This is a genomic window from Maricaulis salignorans (genome assembly GCF_900103475.1).
GTDB classification, from domain to species: Bacteria; Pseudomonadota; Alphaproteobacteria; order Caulobacterales; family Maricaulaceae; genus Maricaulis; species Maricaulis salignorans.
In genome coordinates, this window is sequence record NZ_FNHG01000023.1 from 1 (window position 1) to 18081 (window position 18081).

The window sequence follows — 18081 nt, forward strand, 5'->3', positions numbered from 1 at the left end:
GTGGCTAGTGGGCCTGCATCGCCGCGCACACGAAAATCTCCACGCGGCTCGCCGCTGGAGGTTTGAGTGGGCCTCCCCGGTTTGGGAGGTGTGCGGGACGCCGGCGAATGCCGGAGCTGTTGTAGGTTTAGGGGGCATCCGAGACGTCCCGCACGTGGAGATTTGCTCAGGTCCCTCGCGGGCCCTGCCTCGAAATGACCGTGGACGAACAGTCGAGCATTCATGCTGCCCTTCCCCGATCATGGCCTCACCAGAGCTTGAGGATGTCACCCCTCTGCCCGGACGAGCTCCACGCTCCCGATCGCCGCGAATGACTGAGCTCACGCCTCCCGTGCGACCGGAACCGCTGAAGTATGCGCGCAGGTTGGTGGGGTGGGGATAACATCGCTCGGAATGTGTCGTCCTGACGCAAGTCGGGACCTCGATATTGCCGGCTGTGCACCTGTCTCAGCAAGCGCCTGGCTTGCGTCCGGGTTGCGTGGGACAGTTGTTTAGGGTGGGGGATAGGCACCCGATCCCGGCCCGGATGCAGTCTTCGACGCAGCGTGTTCATCTCGCCGTCATCAACGACACTGCATGTTCACAACATCAACCAATGATCTTGTTTCGATCCAGTTTTATCAGGGGAAATATATGTCCATCAAAACCGTCCTTGCTGCCAGCCTCGCTGTCGCAGCGCTTACCGGTGTCGCCGCCGCCCAGGATTACTCGCTGCCGCCGACCTATGGTTCCGTGGCGCTGAATCCCGGCTTTCTGCCTGACCCCCATCAGGCACAGGTGGTCGCTGGCGGCACGATTGATGCCTCGTCGATCAATAACGCCTGCGTCGGCCTGATCGCCAATGCACCCGATTATCGCCTGCAATACGGCGGCGGTGGCTCACAGCTGTTCATCGGCGTCACCTCCTCGGTCGACACGACCCTCGTCGTCAACGGTCCCGACGGCAGCTGGTATTGCAATGATGACTATAACGGCCTGAACCCGCTCGTTGGCGGAGAAATGCCGGATGCTGGCCAGTATGATATCTGGGTCGGCACCTATGGCAGCAGCACCGCGCCAGCCACCATCTTCATCACCGAATACGACCAGTAGACTTCAGACCATCGCCGAAACGAGAACGGGGCCCGCAATGCGGGCCCCGTTTTTTTGGTGGTCAGCATTCCGACAGCCGAAAATCAGGCGCCGTTTTTCTCCATCGCCGCATCATATTCACCCAGCGAGGCCAGGCTGTTCATCCTGGCGCGGTGGTTGAAGGCAGCCTGGGCCGCATCGACATTGCCAGGCTTGCCAGCCCAGACCTTCAGCGGCGCCGCCTGCAGCGCACGGCCATAGGAGAAGCTGACCGGCCAGGGCAGGTCATAATTCGCGGTCATGGCATTGAGGTGGGCCGTGGCTTCCTCATCGGACTGGCCACCGGAGAGGAAGGCGATGCCCGGCACGGCGGCTGGCACGCAATTGGCCAGGCACTGCATCGTCATGTCGGCGACTTCTTCAATGCTGGCGCGGTCCTCGTTCTTCGTGCCCGAAATCACCATGTTCGGCTTCAGGATCGTGCCTTCCAGGATCACGCCCTGGTCGAACAGCTCGCGATACAGCGTCTTGAGCGCGAATTCGGTCACTTCATAGCAACGCTCGATCGAGTGATCGCCATCCATGATGACTTCCGGCTCGACGATCGGGACGATATTGGCTTCCTGGCACAGCGCCGCATAGCGGGCCAGCGCGTGCATATTGGTGTTGATGCAATACTGGCTCGGCATGGATTCATCGCCATTGCGGCCGATATTGATCACGGCACGCCATTTGGCGAAGCGGGCACCGAGCCCGTAATAATCGGCGAGACGATCGCGCAGGCCATCAAGGCCTTCGGTGATCATTTCGCCATCGCTGCCCGCCAGGCCCTTGGCGCCGGCATCAACCTTGATGCCCGGAATCGCGCCGGCATCCTGGATCAGCTTGACCAGCGGCGTCCCGTCCTTGGATTTCTGGCGGATGGTCTCGTCATAGAGGATGACGCCGGAAACATGCTCGCTCATCGCCGGTTCGGTGCGGAACAGCATTTCGCGCCAGTCGCGACGGTTGTCGGCGGTGTTTTCCAGGTCAATCGAAGCGAAGCGCTTGCCGATCGTGCCAGTGGATTCATCAGCTGCCAGCAGGCCCTTGCCGGGCGCCACCATGGCACAGGCGGTTTCGTTGAGTTGGTCGAGATCCATCATGTCATCCCCAGCTAGGTTCGATCTTTGTCTTCATCATGCATTGCGCCCTATCTACACAGAGCGCGGCCAAATCCCAAGACAGGAAACGGCCCGAATTCGGGTTTGTCTGGCGCAGGCGTCAGGCGCTGACGCTATCGCGCTGCATCAACACATCGACGCCAGGCAGGACCTTGCCCTCCATCCACTCGAGGAAGGCTCCGCCCGCCGTCGAGATGAAGGTGAAGTCGTCGGCCACGCCGGCCTGGTTGAGCGCTGCGACCGTATCGCCGCCGCCGCCGACCGCGACCAGGCCCTGGTCGCGCACGGCGCGGGCGACATGTTCAGCCACGGCCATCGTCGCGGCCTCGAAAGGCGGGGTCTCGAAGGCGCCGAGCGGGCCATTCCAGATCAAGGTTCTGCAGGTGTCGATCGCCTGGTTGATTTCGACCACCGTACCGGGACCGCAATCGAGGATCATCTCCTCGGCGCCGACATTGTGAACGGCGGTGAGCCGGGTTTCCGGATTCGCCTTGAACTCACGCGCCAGCACGACATCGCTCGGCAGGATGAGCTTGCAACCCGCTTCTTCCGCGGCCACGAGGATTACCCGTGCCGTATCGGCCAGATCGGCCTCGCAAAGGCTGGCGCCGACCTTGATGCCCTGGGCGTGCAGCAGCGTATTGGCCATGCCACCGCCGACGAAGAGAATATCGACCTTCTTCACCAGGTTTTTCAGCAAATCGATCTTGGATGAGACCTTTGCGCCGCCAACCAGCGCCATGACCGGGCGCTCGGGCTTTTCCAGCGCCGCGACCAGATGGTCGATCTCGCGCTGCATGGCCAGGCCGGCATAGGCCGGCAGCAGATGCGCCACGCCTTCGGTCGAGCCATGGGCACGGTGGGCAGCGGAGAAGGCGTCATTGACATAGATATCGCCGAGCCGGGCCAGCGCCGCTGCGAAAGCGGGGTCATTGGCTTCCTCGCCGGGCTCGAAACGTGTGTTCTGCAACAATAGCACATCGCTATCGGCCATGTCGGCCACTGCCGAAGCGGCATCATCCCCGACCAGGTCATCGACGAAATCAACCGCTTCACCGACCAGGTCAGCCAGCGGCTGCGCCACCGGCTCCAGCGACAGACCCGTAACCCGGCTGCCTTTGGGGCGACCGAAATGGGCCAGCAGGATCACTTTTGCCCCGGCTTCGCGCAGGAATTCAATCGTCGGCAAGGCCGATTGCAGACGGGTATCGTCGGTGACGATTCCATCCTTCATCGGCACGTTGAAATCGACGCGCACAAGCACGCGCTTGCCGGCCAATTCGGCGTCCTGGATACGGCGGATCGTCGTCATGACCTGTCCTCGCTCAAGCGTGATTAAAGGTAACGGCCCATCGCCACGGCCGTATCGACCATGCGGCAGGCGAAGCCCCACTCATTGTCATACCAGGTCATCACCCGGACCAGGCGCTCATCAATGACATTGATCTTGTCGATGGCGACGATGGAGGAGCGGGGGTCGTGATTATAATCGATCGAGACCAGCGGGATGCTGTCATAGCCGAGCACGCCCTTCATCGGGCCATCGGCGGCGGCGATGATGGCTGCGGACAGCTCCTCCGCCGTGGTGGCGCGCGAGGGCACGAAGACCATGTCGATCAGCGACACATTCGGGGTCGGCACGCGCACGGCGGCACCGTCGAGCTTGCCGATCAGTTCGGGGATGACCAGGCCAACCGCCTTGGCGGCACCGGTCGAGGTCGGGATCATCGACATCGCAGCGGCGCGGGCGCGGTGGAGATCCTTGTGATTACGGTCCAGGGTTGGCTGGTCGCCGGTATAGGCATGGATGGTCGTGACATGACCGCGCTCGATGCCGACCGCGTCATTGAGCACCTTCGCGACGGGCGCGAGGCCATTCGTGGTGCAAGACGCGTTCGAGACGATGATGTCCTCGGCGCTCAGCTGGTCGTGATTGACGCCATAGACGATGGTCTTGTCAGCATTCTTGGCCGGAGCCGAGCACAGCACCCGCTTGGCGCCGCTCTCGATATGGGCCATCGCGGCGGCCTTGTCGTTGAACTTGCCAGTGCATTCCATCACCAGATCGACGCCCATCGCCTTCCAGGGCAATTGGGACGGATCGCGATTGGACACCTTCTGGATGCGGCCATAACCGGCATCAAGCCAGTCTTCACCAACTTCGATCTTGCCGGGATAACGGCCATGCACGCTGTCATAGGTCAGCAAGTGGGCGTTGGTTTGGGGCGTCGAGCTGTCATTGATCGCCACGACTTCGATCTCGCCCCAGCGCTTCTCCTCGAGAATCGCCCGCAGTGCGAGACGGCCGATACGGCCAAATCCATTGATTGCAACCCGAAGCGCCATGGCCAGTCTCCTCAATATCGGTAATCGCGACAGCGGGGCATGAGGCCGGTCGCGCTGGAATTGGCGCGGATTTACCCGCCTTTCAGGTCACAGTCCACCGCAGGAATGCGGCAAAACAGCGACATGACGGACTTATCGCCCCCCTCCGGACAGGCTGTATGTGTGTCAGTACAGTGCTTCACCGGCCCGACCGCAGAGCGGGGACTTGAAATGAAACTGTACGCCTGCGAGAAACGGAGTAGACAGTTATATAAACCTTTTGGGCGGGTGCCGGAATTATGAAAGTTATCGTTCTTGGTGGGGACGGCTTCTGCGGATGGCCGACAGCGCTTCACCTCTCCAATCTTGGCCATGACATTGTCATCGTCGACAATCTCTCGCGTCGCATGATCGATGTCGAACTGGAAGTGGAATCGCTGACGCCGATCCGGCCAATGAGCGAACGCCTTGCCGCCTGGAAAGACGTCTCCGGCCGCGACATCCGCTTCGTGAACATGAATATCGGCAAGGATTTCCAGGAATTCATCGATCTGATCGATGAGGAAAAGCCTGACACGATCGTGCATTTCGCCGAACAGCGCGCCGCGCCCTATTCGATGAAATCGGCCCGCCACAAGCGCTATACCGTCGACAATAACCTCAACGCCACCAATGACGTGCTCGCCGCGATCGTCGAGAGCGGTCGCGACATCCATCTCGTCCACCTCGGCACGATGGGCGTTTATGGCTATGGCACGGCGGGCATGAAAATCCCCGAAGGCTATCTCAAGGTGAAGGTGCAGACGGATCACGGGCTGCAGGATCAGGAGATCCTCTATCCGGCCAATCCGGGCTCGATCTACCACATGACCAAGACCCAGGATCAGCTCTTCTTCCATTTCTACAACAAGAACGACAAGGTGAAGATCACCGATCTCCACCAGGGCATCGTCTGGGGCACCCAGACCAATGAGACCAAGCGCGATGAGCGCCTGATCAACCGGTTCGATTATGACGGCGATTACGGCACTGTGCTCAACCGCTTCCTGATGCAGGCCGCCGTCGGCTATCCGCTCACCGTGCACGGCACGGGCGGCCAGACGCGCGCCTTCATCCATATCCAGGACACGGTTCATTGCGTCCAGATCGCGGTCGAAAACCCGCCGCAATCTGGCGACAAGGTTCGCATCTTCAACCAGATGACTGAAACTCACCGGGTTCGCGATCTGGCCAAGATGATCGCCGACATGGCCCATGCCGAAGTGCAGCTGGTTCCCAATCCGCGCAATGAAGCGGACGAGAATGACCTTCATGTCGAAAACGACACCTTCCTGCAGATGGGCCTCAAGCCGATCACCCTGGCCGCTGGCCTGATGGAAGAAGTCACCGACATCGCAAGCAAATACGCCGACCGCTGCGACAAGGCGAAAATCCCTTGCATCTCCTATTGGGGCAAGACTCGCGAAGACGCGGCCCAGCCCGACCCGCTGAAGGTCGTAGGCTAGGGCTTCAGGTCTGACGAATTGAAAAGGGCGCCCCGCGGGGCGCCCTTTTTTCGTGTGGCGGCCCGGCTCAGGCCTCCAGCACCCGCACCAGCCGCTCCATAAAGCCGCAACACTGATCCAACTGGTCAATCGCGACGAATTCGTCCGGCTGGTGCGCCTGGCTGATCGAGCCGGGACCGCAGACGACGACGGAGAGGCCCGCCGCCTGGAATTGGCCGGCTTCGGTGCCATAGCTCACGACGCGGGTGGAGTTGTCGCCGGTGAGCTGGCGCGCCAGGCGTTCGGCGGCGCCGTCGGCCTCGCGGGCGAAGGCCGGCACGTTGGAGCGCACGGTTACCGTCACGCTGGCTTCGGGAACTGATTGGCGCATTTTCGCTTCAACAGCCGCAGCCCGCTCCCGCAGACCCGCCTCGATCGCGTGCGGATCATCCCAGGGGGCGGGGCGGATCAGGCTGGAGAACTGGGCGTCGAGGGCCAGGATGTTGAGGGCTGTGCCGCCCTTCATCTCGCCAATCGTCAGCGTCCCGAAGGGCGGGGTATAGGGGCTGTCATCGGGGGCGGCGGCCTCCATTTCGGCGGCGCAATCGACCAGGTATTGCATCAGCGGCACACCGTGGGTGACGGCGCAGGCACCATCGCGCACGAGGGAGGAATGCGCTTCGCGGCCGCGCAGTTTCACCGTCATCGAGAACAGGCCCTTATGAGCGGTGACGACTTTCATATCGGTCGGCTCGCCGACAATGACGGTCGACGGCTTGATCGGGCCGGCCATGATCTTCTCGATCATCGCCGGTGCGCCGATACAGCCAATCTCCTCGTCAAAGGAGAGCGCGATGTGGACCGGGCGTTTCAGCTTGGCGCTTGCGAACATTGGCGCCAGCGCCAGGATGCAGGCGGAAAAGCCCTTCATGTCGCAGGTGCCGCGGCCATAGAGCTTGCCATCACCCTTGTCGGTCAGCGTCCAGGGATCCGACGTCCAGGGCTGGCCATCGACCGGCACGACATCGGTATGGCCCGACAAGACGACCCCGCCATCGACCATCGGGCCGATAATCGCGTGCAGATTGGCCTTCGTCCCGTCGCTATTGGGGATGCGCTCGCAATGGGCGCCCAGCGCTGTCAGGCGCTGCTCGACATGGTCGATCAGGGGCAGGTTGGAATTGCGCGAGGTGGTGTCGAAACCGATCAGATCGCGCAATTCGTCGATTGCGGTCTCAAGGAAGGGGGATGGCTGGGACATGGGTGACCTCGAACAGTTGTAGCTTGGGTGTTAGCCGGTTTTTCACTTCATTTCCAAAACTCAGTGCCCATCCGCCCGCCCCGCGCGCAGTATCGCCGGGTTGAACGGATTGTGGACCTGATGCCTTCGAGTCTGATCTCATTTTTACGGACCTGGATGGTCGACCGGCGCGGCAATGTCGCGCTGATGTTCTCGATTCTGCTGATGCCGCTCATGGTGCTGACTGGCGGGGCTGTCGATCTCAACCAGGCCCTCAATGCCCGCACCCGGCTGGCCCAGGCGCTCGACGCAGCAGCCCTCGCGGTCGGCGTGCAGACATCGCTCACCCAGGATGAGGCCGCAGAATTCGCGCTCGGCTTCGTGACCGCCAATTATCCGCCCACCGAGATCGGCGAGATTGGCGGGCTGACCGTAGCCCTGGATGCCGACAATGACATCGTCACGGTTGGCGCCGAGGCGCGCATTGCGACGCTGGTGCTGTCGCTGATCGGGATTGAATCCATCACTGTGCACTGGGAGAGCGAGGTCCAGCGCGCGCGCCGCCGGCTGGAACTGGCCATGGTGCTCGACAATACCGGCTCGATGGGCGGCTCCAAGATCGCCAGCCTGCGCGATGCAGCGCATTTGCTGACCGATATCCTGTTCGAGGGCGCCGATCCGGACCGGCTCAAGATCGGCCTTGTGCCCTTCGCGGCGACGGTGAATGTCGGCACTCAGTATGAACGCGCCTGGTGGCTCGATCCGGATGCGCTCTCGCCGCTGCATTCGGAGAATTTCATCCCGGCCGCCAATCGCTGGGACGTGTTCGACACGATCACCAATCGCGACTGGACCGGCTGTGTCGAGGCACGGGCCATTCCGCATGATATCGAGGATACGCCGCCGTCCGCGGCATCGCCGGACACGCTCTTCCTGCCCTATTTCGCACCGGACGAGTCCAGCTATGGCTCCTACCCCAACAGCTATATGAGCGATCAGATGTCGGGCTATGACCAGACCGCCCGGATGCGCAATGCGCCGAAATATACCGGCGCGTCTGTGTCATCGGGCGACGGGCCCGGCTGGGGCTGCACAGCGCGGCCGATCACGCCGCTGACGGGCAATCAGAGCACGATCAATTCCGGCATCTCCGCCATGATCGCCAGCGGCACGACGAATATCCCGATCGGCGTCAGCTGGGGGGTGCGGGTCCTGTCGCCGGGCGAGCCCTTCACCCAGGGCGTGGACTGGGGCGAGGATGATACGATCAAGGCGATGGTCGTGCTGACCGATGGCGAGAATTATCTCAATGGCCGCGGCAACAGCAATTATTCGGACTATTCCGGCTATGGCTATATGCGCGATGGCCGCCTTGGCATCGTCTCCTCGAATGACACCACGATCCGCAACGCCCTCAATGCCCGCACCACGGCGGCCTGTGCCTATGCCCGGGAGCGGGGTATCCGCGTCTACACCATCACATTCCAGGTCAATTCCAGCTCGACGCGCAATATGATGCAGGCCTGCGCAACCCATCCAGGCCTGTATTTTGACTCGCCCTCATCCGACGCCCTGCGTGATGCATTCGAGATGATCGCCGGGGATCTGAGCAATTTGCGACTTTCGCGGTAACACACTCAAAATAAACTTGGAATTCTAACTCGGTTTTAACTCCCAACCGGTAGAATCCTGGCGAATTGATGAGGGTGCCCTGCATGTGCCTGACCCGCTTTCCCAGAATTCTGTCCCGTTTTGCGAAGGATCGCCGCGGCAATATTGCGGTTATTTTCGCGCTGGCCCTGATGCCCGTCACCCTGCTGGCCGGCGGTTCTGTTGATCTCAGCACCGCAATGAATGCCCGCAGCCGGCTGGCCCAGGCGCTCGATGCAGCGGCCCTGGCGGTGGGCGTCAACGCCTCGGTGTCCAATGCCGATGCGCTGGCCATCGCCAATGGCTTCATCAATGCCAATTACCCCGAACGCGAAATGGGCAATATCACCGGCGTCACTGTGACCCTTGACCCGGTTACCGACAGTGTCACCGTGCGCGGCGCCGCGGAAGTGCGCACCACCATGCTCGCCCTGGCCGGGATACCGACCATCACCGTGCATTGGGAGAGCGTGGCCCAGCGCGCCCGCCAGCGCATCGAGCTGGCCATGGTGCTCGACAATACCGGCTCGATGAGCGGCTCCAAGATCACGGCCCTGCGCGGCGCGGCGCATCTGCTTTCTGAAATCCTGTTTGAAGGCGCCGGCGACACCGGCGACGTCAAGATCGGCGTCATTCCCTTTGCCGCAACGGTCAATGTCGGAACCGGATTCGCACGCGACTGGTGGCTGGACCCGAATGCCGCCTCACCGATCCACGCCCAATGGGCCGGCGGCGATCAAACAAGCGAGGTCTGCACCGGCAATGGCAATCGGCGCAGATGTACGACCACGACCATCCACCCCAATCACTGGGACTTGTTTGACGACCTGCGCAATACGTCCTGGGGCGGCTGCGTCGAGGCGCGCGCCGTGCCGATGGATATTGACGACACCACGCCCAATGCCAGTCGGCCCGAAACCCTCTTCATCCCCTATTTTGCGCCCGACGAGCCGGATCTGTCAGGCTATTCCAACAATTATCTGAGCGATGGACTGGCGAGCGGGGTGGCCGGGAACGTGCTCAACCGATTGCGCAATCTGCTGAAATATGAGGATGGGCGGCCCAGCTCCAACGGGCCGAATGCGGCCTGCACAGTGACGCCGATCACCCCACTCACCACCTCGCGCTCACGCGTCGACGCGGCCATTTCGGCCATGGCGGCCAACGGCAATACCAATATCGCCAATGGCATCGGCTGGGGCGTGCGCGTCCTGTCGCCACAAATGCCCTTCGCCGAGGGCGTCGCCTATGACGATCGCACCGTGCTCAAGGCGATGGTGATCCTGACGGACGGGGAGAATGTGCTGTCGGGACAGGGCAATGACTTCATGTCCCGCTATGAGGCCTATGGCTATATCAGCGACAACCGGCTTGGTGTGCGCACTTCGAACGGCAATCTGCTCAGCACGGCGCTCAATGCCCGCACCGCAGCGGCCTGCGCCTACGCCAAGGCGCAGGGGATCCGGGTCTACACGATCACCTTCCAGGTGAGTTCAAGCTCGACGCGAAACATGATGCAGGCCTGTGCCACCAATGCGAGCCTGTACTTTGACTCGCCCTCATCCTCGGCCCTGCGCGATGCCTTCGAGATGATTGCCGGCGATCTCGCCAATCTGCGGCTGTCGCGATAGGACACGATTGGTTAACCACCTCATCTAACGGCCCTTTAACCCCGAACCTGTAGAGTTTTACCGAATAGATGATGGTAAGCGCACATGTTCCTGGCCCGTATTTCGAGAAGAGTCGCAGAGTTCGCGAGCAATCGACGGGGCAATGTCGCAGTGATTTTCGCCCTGGCGCTGATGCCGGTGACCCTGCTCGCCGGCGGTTCGGTGGACCTCAGCACGGCGATGAATGCCCGCAGCCGGCTGGCCCAGGCGCTGGACGCCGCAGCGTTGGCCGTTGGCACCAATGCCACGATCAGCGACGAGGAAGCGCTTGAGATCGCGACCGGTTTCATCAATGCCAATTACCCCGAGCGCGAGCTGGGCAATATCACCAGTGTCACCGTCAGCCTCGATACTGAAACCGACACGGTGACCGTCCGCGGGGCCGCCGAAGTTCGCACGACCATGCTGGGCCTTGCGGGGATTCAGACCATCACCGTGCACTGGGAAAGCGTCGCCCAGCGCGCCCGCCAGCGCATCGAGTTGGCCATGGTGCTCGATAATACCGGCTCGATGGGTGGTTCCAAGATCCGCGGTCTGCGCGATGCGGCACACCTGCTCTCGGAAATTCTGTTTGAAGGTGGCGACGATCCGGACGACGTCATGATCGGCCTGGTACCCTTCGCCGCGACGGTCAATGTCGGAACCGGTTTCGAGCGTGACTGGTGGCTCGACCCGGATGCGACCTCGCCCATTCACGCCGAATGGGCTGGCGGCGATTACAGCGTCGAAGAGTGCCGCGGCCGCGGCCGCCGGCGGACCTGCACCACGACGACTATCCACCCGAATCACTGGGACCTCTTCGATCAGCTGCAAAACACCAGCTGGGGCGGTTGTGTTGAATCGCGTTCCCTGCCGATGGATATCGATGACACCCCGCCCAATGCCGGCCAGCCCGAAACGCTTTTCGTGCCGCATTTTGCGCCGGACGAGCCGGACACCTCATACTATCCCAATGACTATATCGACGACGACGTGAGCGGCAGTGCCTGGGACCGGCTGCGCAATTTGCCCAAATATGATGGCGCCCGGCCCAATCGCGGTGGCCCGAACGCGGCGTGCACGTCGACGCCGATCACGGCGCTGACCAATTCACGCTCGCGGGTCGACCGCGCCATTTCCGACATGGATGCGAACGGCACCACCAATATCGCCAATGGCGTCAGCTGGGGGGTACGGGTTCTGTCGCCACAAATGCCCTTCAGCGAAGGCACCGGCTATGATGATCGCGACGTTCTCAAGGCGATGGTGATCCTGACCGATGGTGACAATGTCCTGCGCGGCGAGAATTCCGACTTCATGTCCGAATACGAGGCCTATGGCTATATTGCAGACAATCGCCTCGGGATCCGAACAACCAGCGACAGCCGCCTGAGCGAGGCGCTCGACGAGCGCACGATCGCGGCCTGCAATTATGCCAAGGCCCAGGGCATCCGCGTCTACACGATCACCTTCCAGGTCAATTCCAGCTCGACCCGAAGGATGATGGAAGCCTGTGCCTCCAGCCCGAGCCTGTATTTTGACTCGCCATCAACCTCGGCGCTGCGCGATACGTTCGAGATGATTGCCGGCGACCTCGCCAATCTGCGCCTGGCACGCTAGCGCCGCACCGGTGAGCACAAACTCACCGGCACGGCCCTGACATCATCGGATTGATTTTCGGACCGGGTGAACGGGCCTAATTGGCGCCCGGCACATCGATCAGTTCAAGCTGGAAAACGAGCGCTTCGTTCGGGCCGATCGGGCCGCCCGGCGTGCCGCGCGGACCATAGGCCAGCTCTGGCGCAATGAAGAGGTCCCAGGCTTCACCCACCCGCATCAGCGGCAGGGCTTCAACCCAGCCCGCGATCAGACGGTTGGAGGGGAAGGTCGCGGGTTCGCCGCGGGCATAAGACGAATCGAATTCGCCGCCATAGGCGAACATGCCGCGATAATGCACCGTGACCAGATCCCCGGAGACCGGTGAAATGCCGGCCTCGCTGGCTTCACGAATGCGGAAGAGCAGACCCGACGGCAACTCAAATACGCAAGGTTCGGCACGCACTGCGTCGAGATAGGCGATGGCGGCGGCGGCGTTCACGGTGCCATCCTGATTGCCGGCCTCGGGCACATCAACAGTGAGCATGCTGGTATCGGACGCGCCCTGGCAGGCGCGGGCCTCGGCCACGATCGCAGCCTCGGCCGAGACGGTTGCCGGTTCAGCAACCGCTGGCGCTGGTGCTGGCGCCGCATCTTGTGCCGCCGCTTCGCCGTCAGGCTGGGTCGTTTCATTCACAGGGGCATCTCCACTCGAACAGGCCGAAAGCGCCAGGGCGAGTGCGGCTGTGGTCAACAGGGCAAATTTCATTCTCATATCTCCATTTCAGGCCCTCAGGCCCGCTTCAGTTGTGCCACCGCGATCCGGCTATTCCGTCGCGCGCGGCAAAATCGTCACCCGCCAGCTCGTCTCCGGTTGCAGATACTCTGCCGCCATCTCAACCAGCTCCTCACGGGGAATTTCGGCATAATCGGTCGCCAGCGCCCGGATACGGTCAAGCCGCTCGGGCTTGGACCAGGATTGCGACAGCCAGTTCAGCCAGGCGCCATTATTCTCGAACGCGTCCTCGATCTGCTCCAGCAGGGGCCGGCGGGCGCGCAGGATTTCATCCTCGGTGATCTCGCCGGCAGCCAGGGCCGCGGCCAGTTCGTCGATCGCCGCATAGGTCGCATCGACATTTTCCAGCCGGACATCGACGCCAACCCAGAGATAGCCGTAATCGGGATAGACATCCGACGTGGTCGAGCTGTTGAAGGCAGAATAGGTGAAGCCTTCAGCCTCGCGCAGACGCTCGGTCAGCTTGAGGTCGAACACGGCGCGCAGCAGGGCCAGGGCGCGGCTGCGGCGCGGCACGCTATCATCGAAGGTCGGCCAGTAGACATTTGCCATGGCCTGATAATCCGGCCCGTTATGGCGCAGGATGACCGGCTCACCTGTCGCTTCAGGGAAGCGGATATCACGCGCCTCGGCATAGTCCGGCCAGCTCGCGGCCCGCTCTGGCAGGGCGCCGAATGTGGCACCGACCGCGGCGATGACCGCCTCTTCGCTGATATCGCCAACAATCGTGATCTCGATCGGCGCAGTCTCGAGCGCCGGGTCGAGAAAGGCCTGGATGGCCGCCAGATCAACACCGGCGACTTCTTCCTCATCGGGATAGCCATAGCGTTGATCGCCGCTGCGCAGCATGCGTGCGACATCCGCCTGCAGGATACCGGTCGGTGAGGAATAGAGATTGCGCCGAATTTCCGGAGCCTGGCCACGATACTGCGCCAATCCTTCTTCGCGCCAGCCCGGATCGGTCATGAAGGCCGCGAACACGTCCATCTGAACCTCGAAATCGGCCGGTGTCGTATTGGCGCTGAAGGTGAAGCTGTCATCGCCGACACCGAAACTGATCCCGACCGAACGGCCAGCCAGCACACGCGACAGATCATCGGCGCTATGGGCGCCCAGACCCGAGGCGGTGAAAACCGAACTCGCCAGAATATCAACGGCCGGCACGGCGCGTGGCTCCAGTTCGCCGCGGCCGAACTGGACCCGGACCCGCACGATCTGGTCCTCGAAATCGGTCTGTTTCAACGTCACCGCGACGCCATTCCCGAATTGCAGCCGGACCAGACCGAGATCCTCGACCTCCGTCCGTTCGGCAACGGTCCCGGCGGGCCCGAAATCGGTATAGGCAAAGCTCTGTGCGCCGCTGTCTTCCGGCGGATCGACGGGCTGGGCGGCACTGGCTTCCCAGACGGCACCAATCGTCGCGCCTGGATCGGCGATCATCTCGGACGTCGCCAGGAAGAGCAGCGGGGCTGCACCGGTCCATTGCGCCGCCCAGGCGGTATTGACCGCCTCGAGCGTGATGCGGTCCGCGCTGGCATCGAAACGGGCCAGACCGGAGGCCGGCGTCGTGAACACCTGGCCGCCGCGCCAGCTGGACCAGATCGCATCGGACAATTGCGCACTGTCACGCGTACCTGCCTGGTCTGCTGAATTCTGCAGGCTGGTGCGGAAATTCGCCAGCTGCTCATCGAGCTCGGCCTGGGTGAAACCGTACTCGGTGGCGCGGCGGAGCTCCTGCTCGATCACCGTCACCGCCTCAGCCCAGCGGTCCGGCGTCGCAACAGCGAGCACGCCAGCCTCATCGGCCAATTCATAGCTTGTGGAGTGGCTGGCGGCGGCCTGCAACAGCGGCGAAACGCCCGAATTGACGATGGTCCGCAGACGCCGCGACAGGATGGCATCGCCGAAACTGGCCAGATTGTCGCGGAAACGGCTTTCCCCGGTATCGGCCTCATGCTGATGCGGACGGATCGCATTGACGGTAAAGATGGTGAAGACTTCGGGATCGTTGAAATAACCGACCGAGAATGGGCGCGCCTCGAGCACATCGCCCAGGTCCGGATCGGGACGGGCATCCTCGGGCGCCTGCCAGTCACCGAAGACGTCGTGGATCTTAGCCTCGATGGCATCGGGATCGATCGAACCGACCACCACGACCATGCCGCGCTGCGGCACGTAGAAATTCTCGTAATAATCGACAAAGCGATCACGCTGCACCGTCTCCAGGATCTCCACCGTACCGATCGGGTCACGTTCGGGGGTCAAGGTGCCGGGCAACTGGAAATACTGCAGCGCCGTGCTCCAGCGCCGGATCGCCGTATTGCGGAAGCGTTCCTCGGACAGGATGACGCCGCGTTCGCGGTCAATCGCTTCGGGATCAAAGACCAGCTCGGTGGCGGTCTCGCGCATGATGAAGAGCGCAGTGTCGATGGATTCCGCATCCGCCTCCGGCAGGTCGAGCTGGTATCCCACCGTGTCATAGCCCGTGAAGGCGTTGGTATCAGGCCCGAACTGGAGGCCATGACGCTCAAGCAGCGGGATCATCTCGCCTTCGGCGACATTGGTTGAGCCATTGAAGGCCATGTGTTCGATGAAATGCGCCACGCCGCGCTGGTCATCGGCTTCGCCGAGCGAGCCCATATTGAACACCATCCGTACGGAGGCCACATTGGGCGGCGTCTCATTGGCCAGGATCGCGTAGCGCAGACCATTCTCCAGCCGGCCATAACGAACCGCGGGATCGGCCGCCAGATCGCTGACATCATGTGGCCAGACGGCCTCTGCAGCCGGCCCGGCAGGCTGGCAGGCGGCCAGCAGGGCGCCGGCAAGCAGTGGCAGGAAGACGAGCCTGGAGAGGGCCTTGAGCGACATGATATTCACCGTTTCAGCTTTGAGTGCGGGAACACCATAGCGTGCGGCGCGCCCCAGTCGATTTAAATGGGCGTAAGGCCATGCAAGGTCAGACGGCGACCTGTTCGACCGGGTCATGCTCGGCGACCCAATGTCCCGATTCAACCTCGATCAGTTGCGGCTGGTATTGCACCGCATCGGGATCATCGATCAGCTTTGACTGCATGAAGCGCAATTGCGCCCGCGTATCCATCGGCGAGGGAAGCTCACCATCGAGCTTGAGACGTTTGCGGGTTTTCTCGATCAGCGGATCGGGCACGGGCACGGCGGAGATCAGCGCCTGGGTGTAAGGGTGGCGGGCATCTTCATAGATCTGGTCGCGGTCGGCCATTTCGACGATACGGCCCAGATAGAGCACCATCACGCGATGGGAGATTTCGCGCACCACGGACAGGTCGTGCGAGATGAAGATCATCGACAGGCCGAGATCCTGCTGCAGCTTGATCAGCAATTCGACGATCTGGGCCTGGATCGACACGTCGAGCGCCGAGACGGCCTCATCGCAGATCACCAGTTTCGGATTGAGGATCATGGCGCGGGCAATACCGACGCGCTGGTTCTGGCCACCGGACAATTCGTGCGGATAGCGATTGATCATATTCCGGTCGAGACCGACGCGTTCCATGATTTCGCGTACGGCGTCCTGACGCTGTCCGCGATTCATATCCTTGCGGAAAGTCTGCATCGGCTCGGCGATCGAGGCACCGATCGTCATGCGCGGATCGAGCGAGGCCATCGGGTCCTGGAACACGATCTGCAAATCTTCACGCGATTTGCGCATATCCTGCCGGCTGAGACCGAGCAGGTCGCGGCCAATCCAGGTGACCGCACCTTCCTGGGCCGGAACGAGGCGCAGGACAGCACGCGCCAGGGTGGACTTGCCACAACCGGACTCACCGACCACGCCCAGCGTCTCGCCGGCTTTCAGATCGAAGCTGACACCGTCAACGGCGCGCAGAACCTTATAGGTCGGGCGCAAGCCACCGCTGACCTGGATCGGGAACTGGACCTTGATATCGTCGACGCTCATCAGCGGCTCGGCGCCGGCCTGGTCGACCACAGGCTTGAGCTGGACATGACCGGGCCTGTCGGGCGCATCGATGCGCGGCATCGCGTCCAGCAACATGCGCGTATAGTCATGCTTGGGCTTGGCGAAGATATCCTCGCAGACACCGCCTTCGACATACTCGCCATAGCGCATCACCTCGACGCGGTCGGCCATGCGCGCGACCACGCCCATATCATGGGTCACGAAAGCCAGCGCCGCGCCGGTATCGCGCTTCAGCTCGTCCATAATGTCGAGGACTTCAGCCTGGACCGTGACATCAAGCGCCGTCGTCGGCTCGTCACAAATCAGCAGATCGGGTTCACACAGCATCGACATCGCGATCATCACGCGCTGACGCATGCCGCCGGACAATTCGTGCGGATACTGGCTCAAGCGGCGGTGGGCTTCGGGAATGCGGACCCGGTCCAGCCATTCCAGTGCCCGCTGCTCGGCTTTCTTGCCGTGCATTTTGAGATGGATACCGAGAACTTCGCCCATCTGGTCGCCAATCCGCATATGCGGCGTCAGCGAAGTCAGCGGATCCTGGAAGATCATGGTCATCTTGCGGCCGCGCACACGATTGAGCTTGTGCGGCGCCAGGCCGAGGATTTCCTGTCCGCGATAGCGGATCGAGCCGGTGGCGCGGCCATTCGAGGCCAGCAGGCCCATCGCGGCCAGGAAGGTCTGGCTCTTGCCCGACCCGGACTCGCCCACCACAGCCAGGCATTCGCCGGCGGCAATCTCCAGCGAGATCCCCCTTACCGCATTGACTGCGCCATCGGGCGTATCGAACCGGACATCCAGGTTTTCCACCTGCAGGATCGGTGGCGCACCGGCCGGCTTGTCTCCGCTATGCAACACAATCACACTCCTCACATACGGAATTGGGGCCGCAAAGCATATCGCCGATATCGCGTAAGACCAGCACGCGCATCACCAAACGCTGCGGTCATATCAAATGAGACCGCTTGCCAATCACGCCGATCAACGTAAACCGGCAACGAGGCTGTGCGCGCGGCCGTGCCGGACAGGCCGCGCACCAGACCTGGAACGCGCCGCGTGTGACAGGTTGGGCATGCCTGCATTTGGAGCTATCCACTGACTGAGGCAAGCTCTGCGCCGCGCGGTGCCGGCCTGATCGCCGGAACC

General features: G+C 62.2%; 12 protein-coding genes. 5 read left to right on the plus strand and 7 right to left on the minus strand.

Features of this window, described 5'->3' with window-relative positions:
• The first annotated feature begins 633 nt into the window (after positions 1-633).
• Positions 634-1092 (plus strand): peptidase S1, encoded by a 459-nt coding sequence (locus tag BLT42_RS13745; protein WP_091771776.1) that lies wholly within the window; start codon positions 634-636, stop codon positions 1090-1092.
• An 83-nt stretch (positions 1093-1175) separates the two neighbouring features.
• On the opposite strand, the gene BLT42_RS13750 is transcribed toward BLT42_RS13745, so the two are convergent.
• The 3 genes from BLT42_RS13750 to gap all read right to left on the minus strand — a co-directional run bounded on the left by BLT42_RS13750 (position 1176) and on the right by gap (position 4580).
• A complete protein-coding gene (locus tag BLT42_RS13750; RefSeq protein WP_091771777.1) occupies positions 1176-2213 on the minus strand; it encodes a class I fructose-bisphosphate aldolase in 1038 nt (345 codons plus the stop codon).
• Between the two features lie 121 nt (positions 2214-2334).
• Positions 2335-3546 (minus strand): phosphoglycerate kinase, encoded by a 1212-nt coding sequence (locus tag BLT42_RS13755; RefSeq protein ID WP_091771745.1) that lies wholly within the window; start codon positions 3544-3546, stop codon positions 2335-2337.
• 23 nt (positions 3547-3569) lie between these two features.
• Positions 3570-4580 (minus strand): type I glyceraldehyde-3-phosphate dehydrogenase, encoded by a 1011-nt coding sequence (gene gap, locus BLT42_RS13760; protein WP_091771746.1) that lies wholly within the window; start codon positions 4578-4580, stop codon positions 3570-3572.
• 278 nt (positions 4581-4858) lie between these two features.
• On the opposite strand from gap, the gene BLT42_RS13765 reads away from it, so the two are divergent.
• Positions 4859-6064, plus strand: coding sequence for an NAD-dependent epimerase/dehydratase family protein (locus BLT42_RS13765; protein ID WP_091771747.1), 1206 nt, complete (start codon positions 4859-4861; stop codon positions 6062-6064).
• A gap of 67 nt (positions 6065-6131) precedes the next feature.
• Here the strand turns inward: BLT42_RS13765 and argE are convergent, their stop codons facing one another.
• On the minus strand, positions 6132-7304 hold the full coding sequence (argE, locus tag BLT42_RS13770; RefSeq protein ID WP_091771748.1) for an acetylornithine deacetylase: 1173 nt from the start codon (positions 7302-7304) through the stop codon (positions 6132-6134).
• Positions 7305-7424: 120 nt separating this feature from the next.
• Between argE and BLT42_RS13775 the strand changes: the two genes are divergently transcribed.
• The 3 genes from BLT42_RS13775 (at position 7425) to BLT42_RS13785 (ending at position 12202) form a co-directional block, all read left to right on the plus strand.
• Positions 7425-8915, plus strand: a complete 1491-nt coding sequence (locus BLT42_RS13775) for a pilus assembly protein TadG-related protein (RefSeq protein ID WP_091771778.1) — start codon at positions 7425-7427, stop codon at positions 8913-8915.
• Positions 8916-8998: 83 nt separating this feature from the next.
• Complete coding sequence (locus BLT42_RS13780; RefSeq protein WP_091771749.1) at positions 8999-10564, plus strand: pilus assembly protein; 1566 nt, start codon at positions 8999-9001, stop codon at positions 10562-10564.
• A gap of 84 nt (positions 10565-10648) precedes the next feature.
• The gene (locus BLT42_RS13785; RefSeq protein ID WP_091771750.1) at positions 10649-12202 is read left to right on the plus strand and encodes a pilus assembly protein; all 1554 of its coding nucleotides are present in this window, start codon (positions 10649-10651) and stop codon (positions 12200-12202) included.
• 76 nt (positions 12203-12278) lie between these two features.
• Here BLT42_RS13785 and BLT42_RS13790 read toward each other — a convergent pair whose 3' ends face one another.
• The 3 genes from BLT42_RS13790 to BLT42_RS13800 form a co-directional block, all read right to left on the minus strand.
• Positions 12279-12947, minus strand: a complete 669-nt coding sequence (locus tag BLT42_RS13790) for an FKBP-type peptidyl-prolyl cis-trans isomerase (RefSeq protein ID WP_233342510.1) — start codon at positions 12945-12947, stop codon at positions 12279-12281.
• Between the two features lie 57 nt (positions 12948-13004).
• Entirely contained in the window at positions 13005-15845 is a 2841-nt protein-coding gene (locus tag BLT42_RS13795; RefSeq protein ID WP_233342511.1) for a M16 family metallopeptidase, read from the minus strand.
• A gap of 88 nt (positions 15846-15933) precedes the next feature.
• Entirely contained in the window at positions 15934-17793 is a 1860-nt protein-coding gene (locus tag BLT42_RS13800; RefSeq protein WP_233342512.1) for an ABC transporter ATP-binding protein, read from the minus strand.
• Positions 17794-18081: the final 288 nt, after the last annotated feature.

Coding starts and splice junctions, on each gene's coding strand:
- BLT42_RS13745 (WP_091771776.1), top strand. CDS start 634: ATGTCCATCAAAACCGTCCTTGCTGCCAGCCTCGCTGTCGCAGCGCTT.
- BLT42_RS13750 (WP_091771777.1), bottom strand. CDS start 2,213: ATGGATCTCGACCAACTCAACGAAACCGCCTGTGCCATGGTGGCGCCC.
- BLT42_RS13755 (WP_091771745.1), bottom strand. CDS start 3,546: ATGACGACGATCCGCCGTATCCAGGACGCCGAATTGGCCGGCAAGCGC.
- gap (WP_091771746.1), bottom strand. CDS start 4,580: ATGGCGCTTCGGGTTGCAATCAATGGATTTGGCCGTATCGGCCGTCTC.
- BLT42_RS13765 (WP_091771747.1), top strand. CDS start 4,859: ATGAAAGTTATCGTTCTTGGTGGGGACGGCTTCTGCGGATGGCCGACA.
- argE (WP_091771748.1), bottom strand. CDS start 7,304: ATGTCCCAGCCATCCCCCTTCCTTGAGACCGCAATCGACGAATTGCGC.
- BLT42_RS13775 (WP_091771778.1), top strand. CDS start 7,425: ATGCCTTCGAGTCTGATCTCATTTTTACGGACCTGGATGGTCGACCGG.
- BLT42_RS13780 (WP_091771749.1), top strand. CDS start 8,999: ATGTGCCTGACCCGCTTTCCCAGAATTCTGTCCCGTTTTGCGAAGGAT.
- BLT42_RS13785 (WP_091771750.1), top strand. CDS start 10,649: ATGTTCCTGGCCCGTATTTCGAGAAGAGTCGCAGAGTTCGCGAGCAAT.
- BLT42_RS13790 (WP_233342510.1), bottom strand. CDS start 12,947: ATGAAATTTGCCCTGTTGACCACAGCCGCACTCGCCCTGGCGCTTTCG.
- BLT42_RS13795 (WP_233342511.1), bottom strand. CDS start 15,845: ATGTCGCTCAAGGCCCTCTCCAGGCTCGTCTTCCTGCCACTGCTTGCC.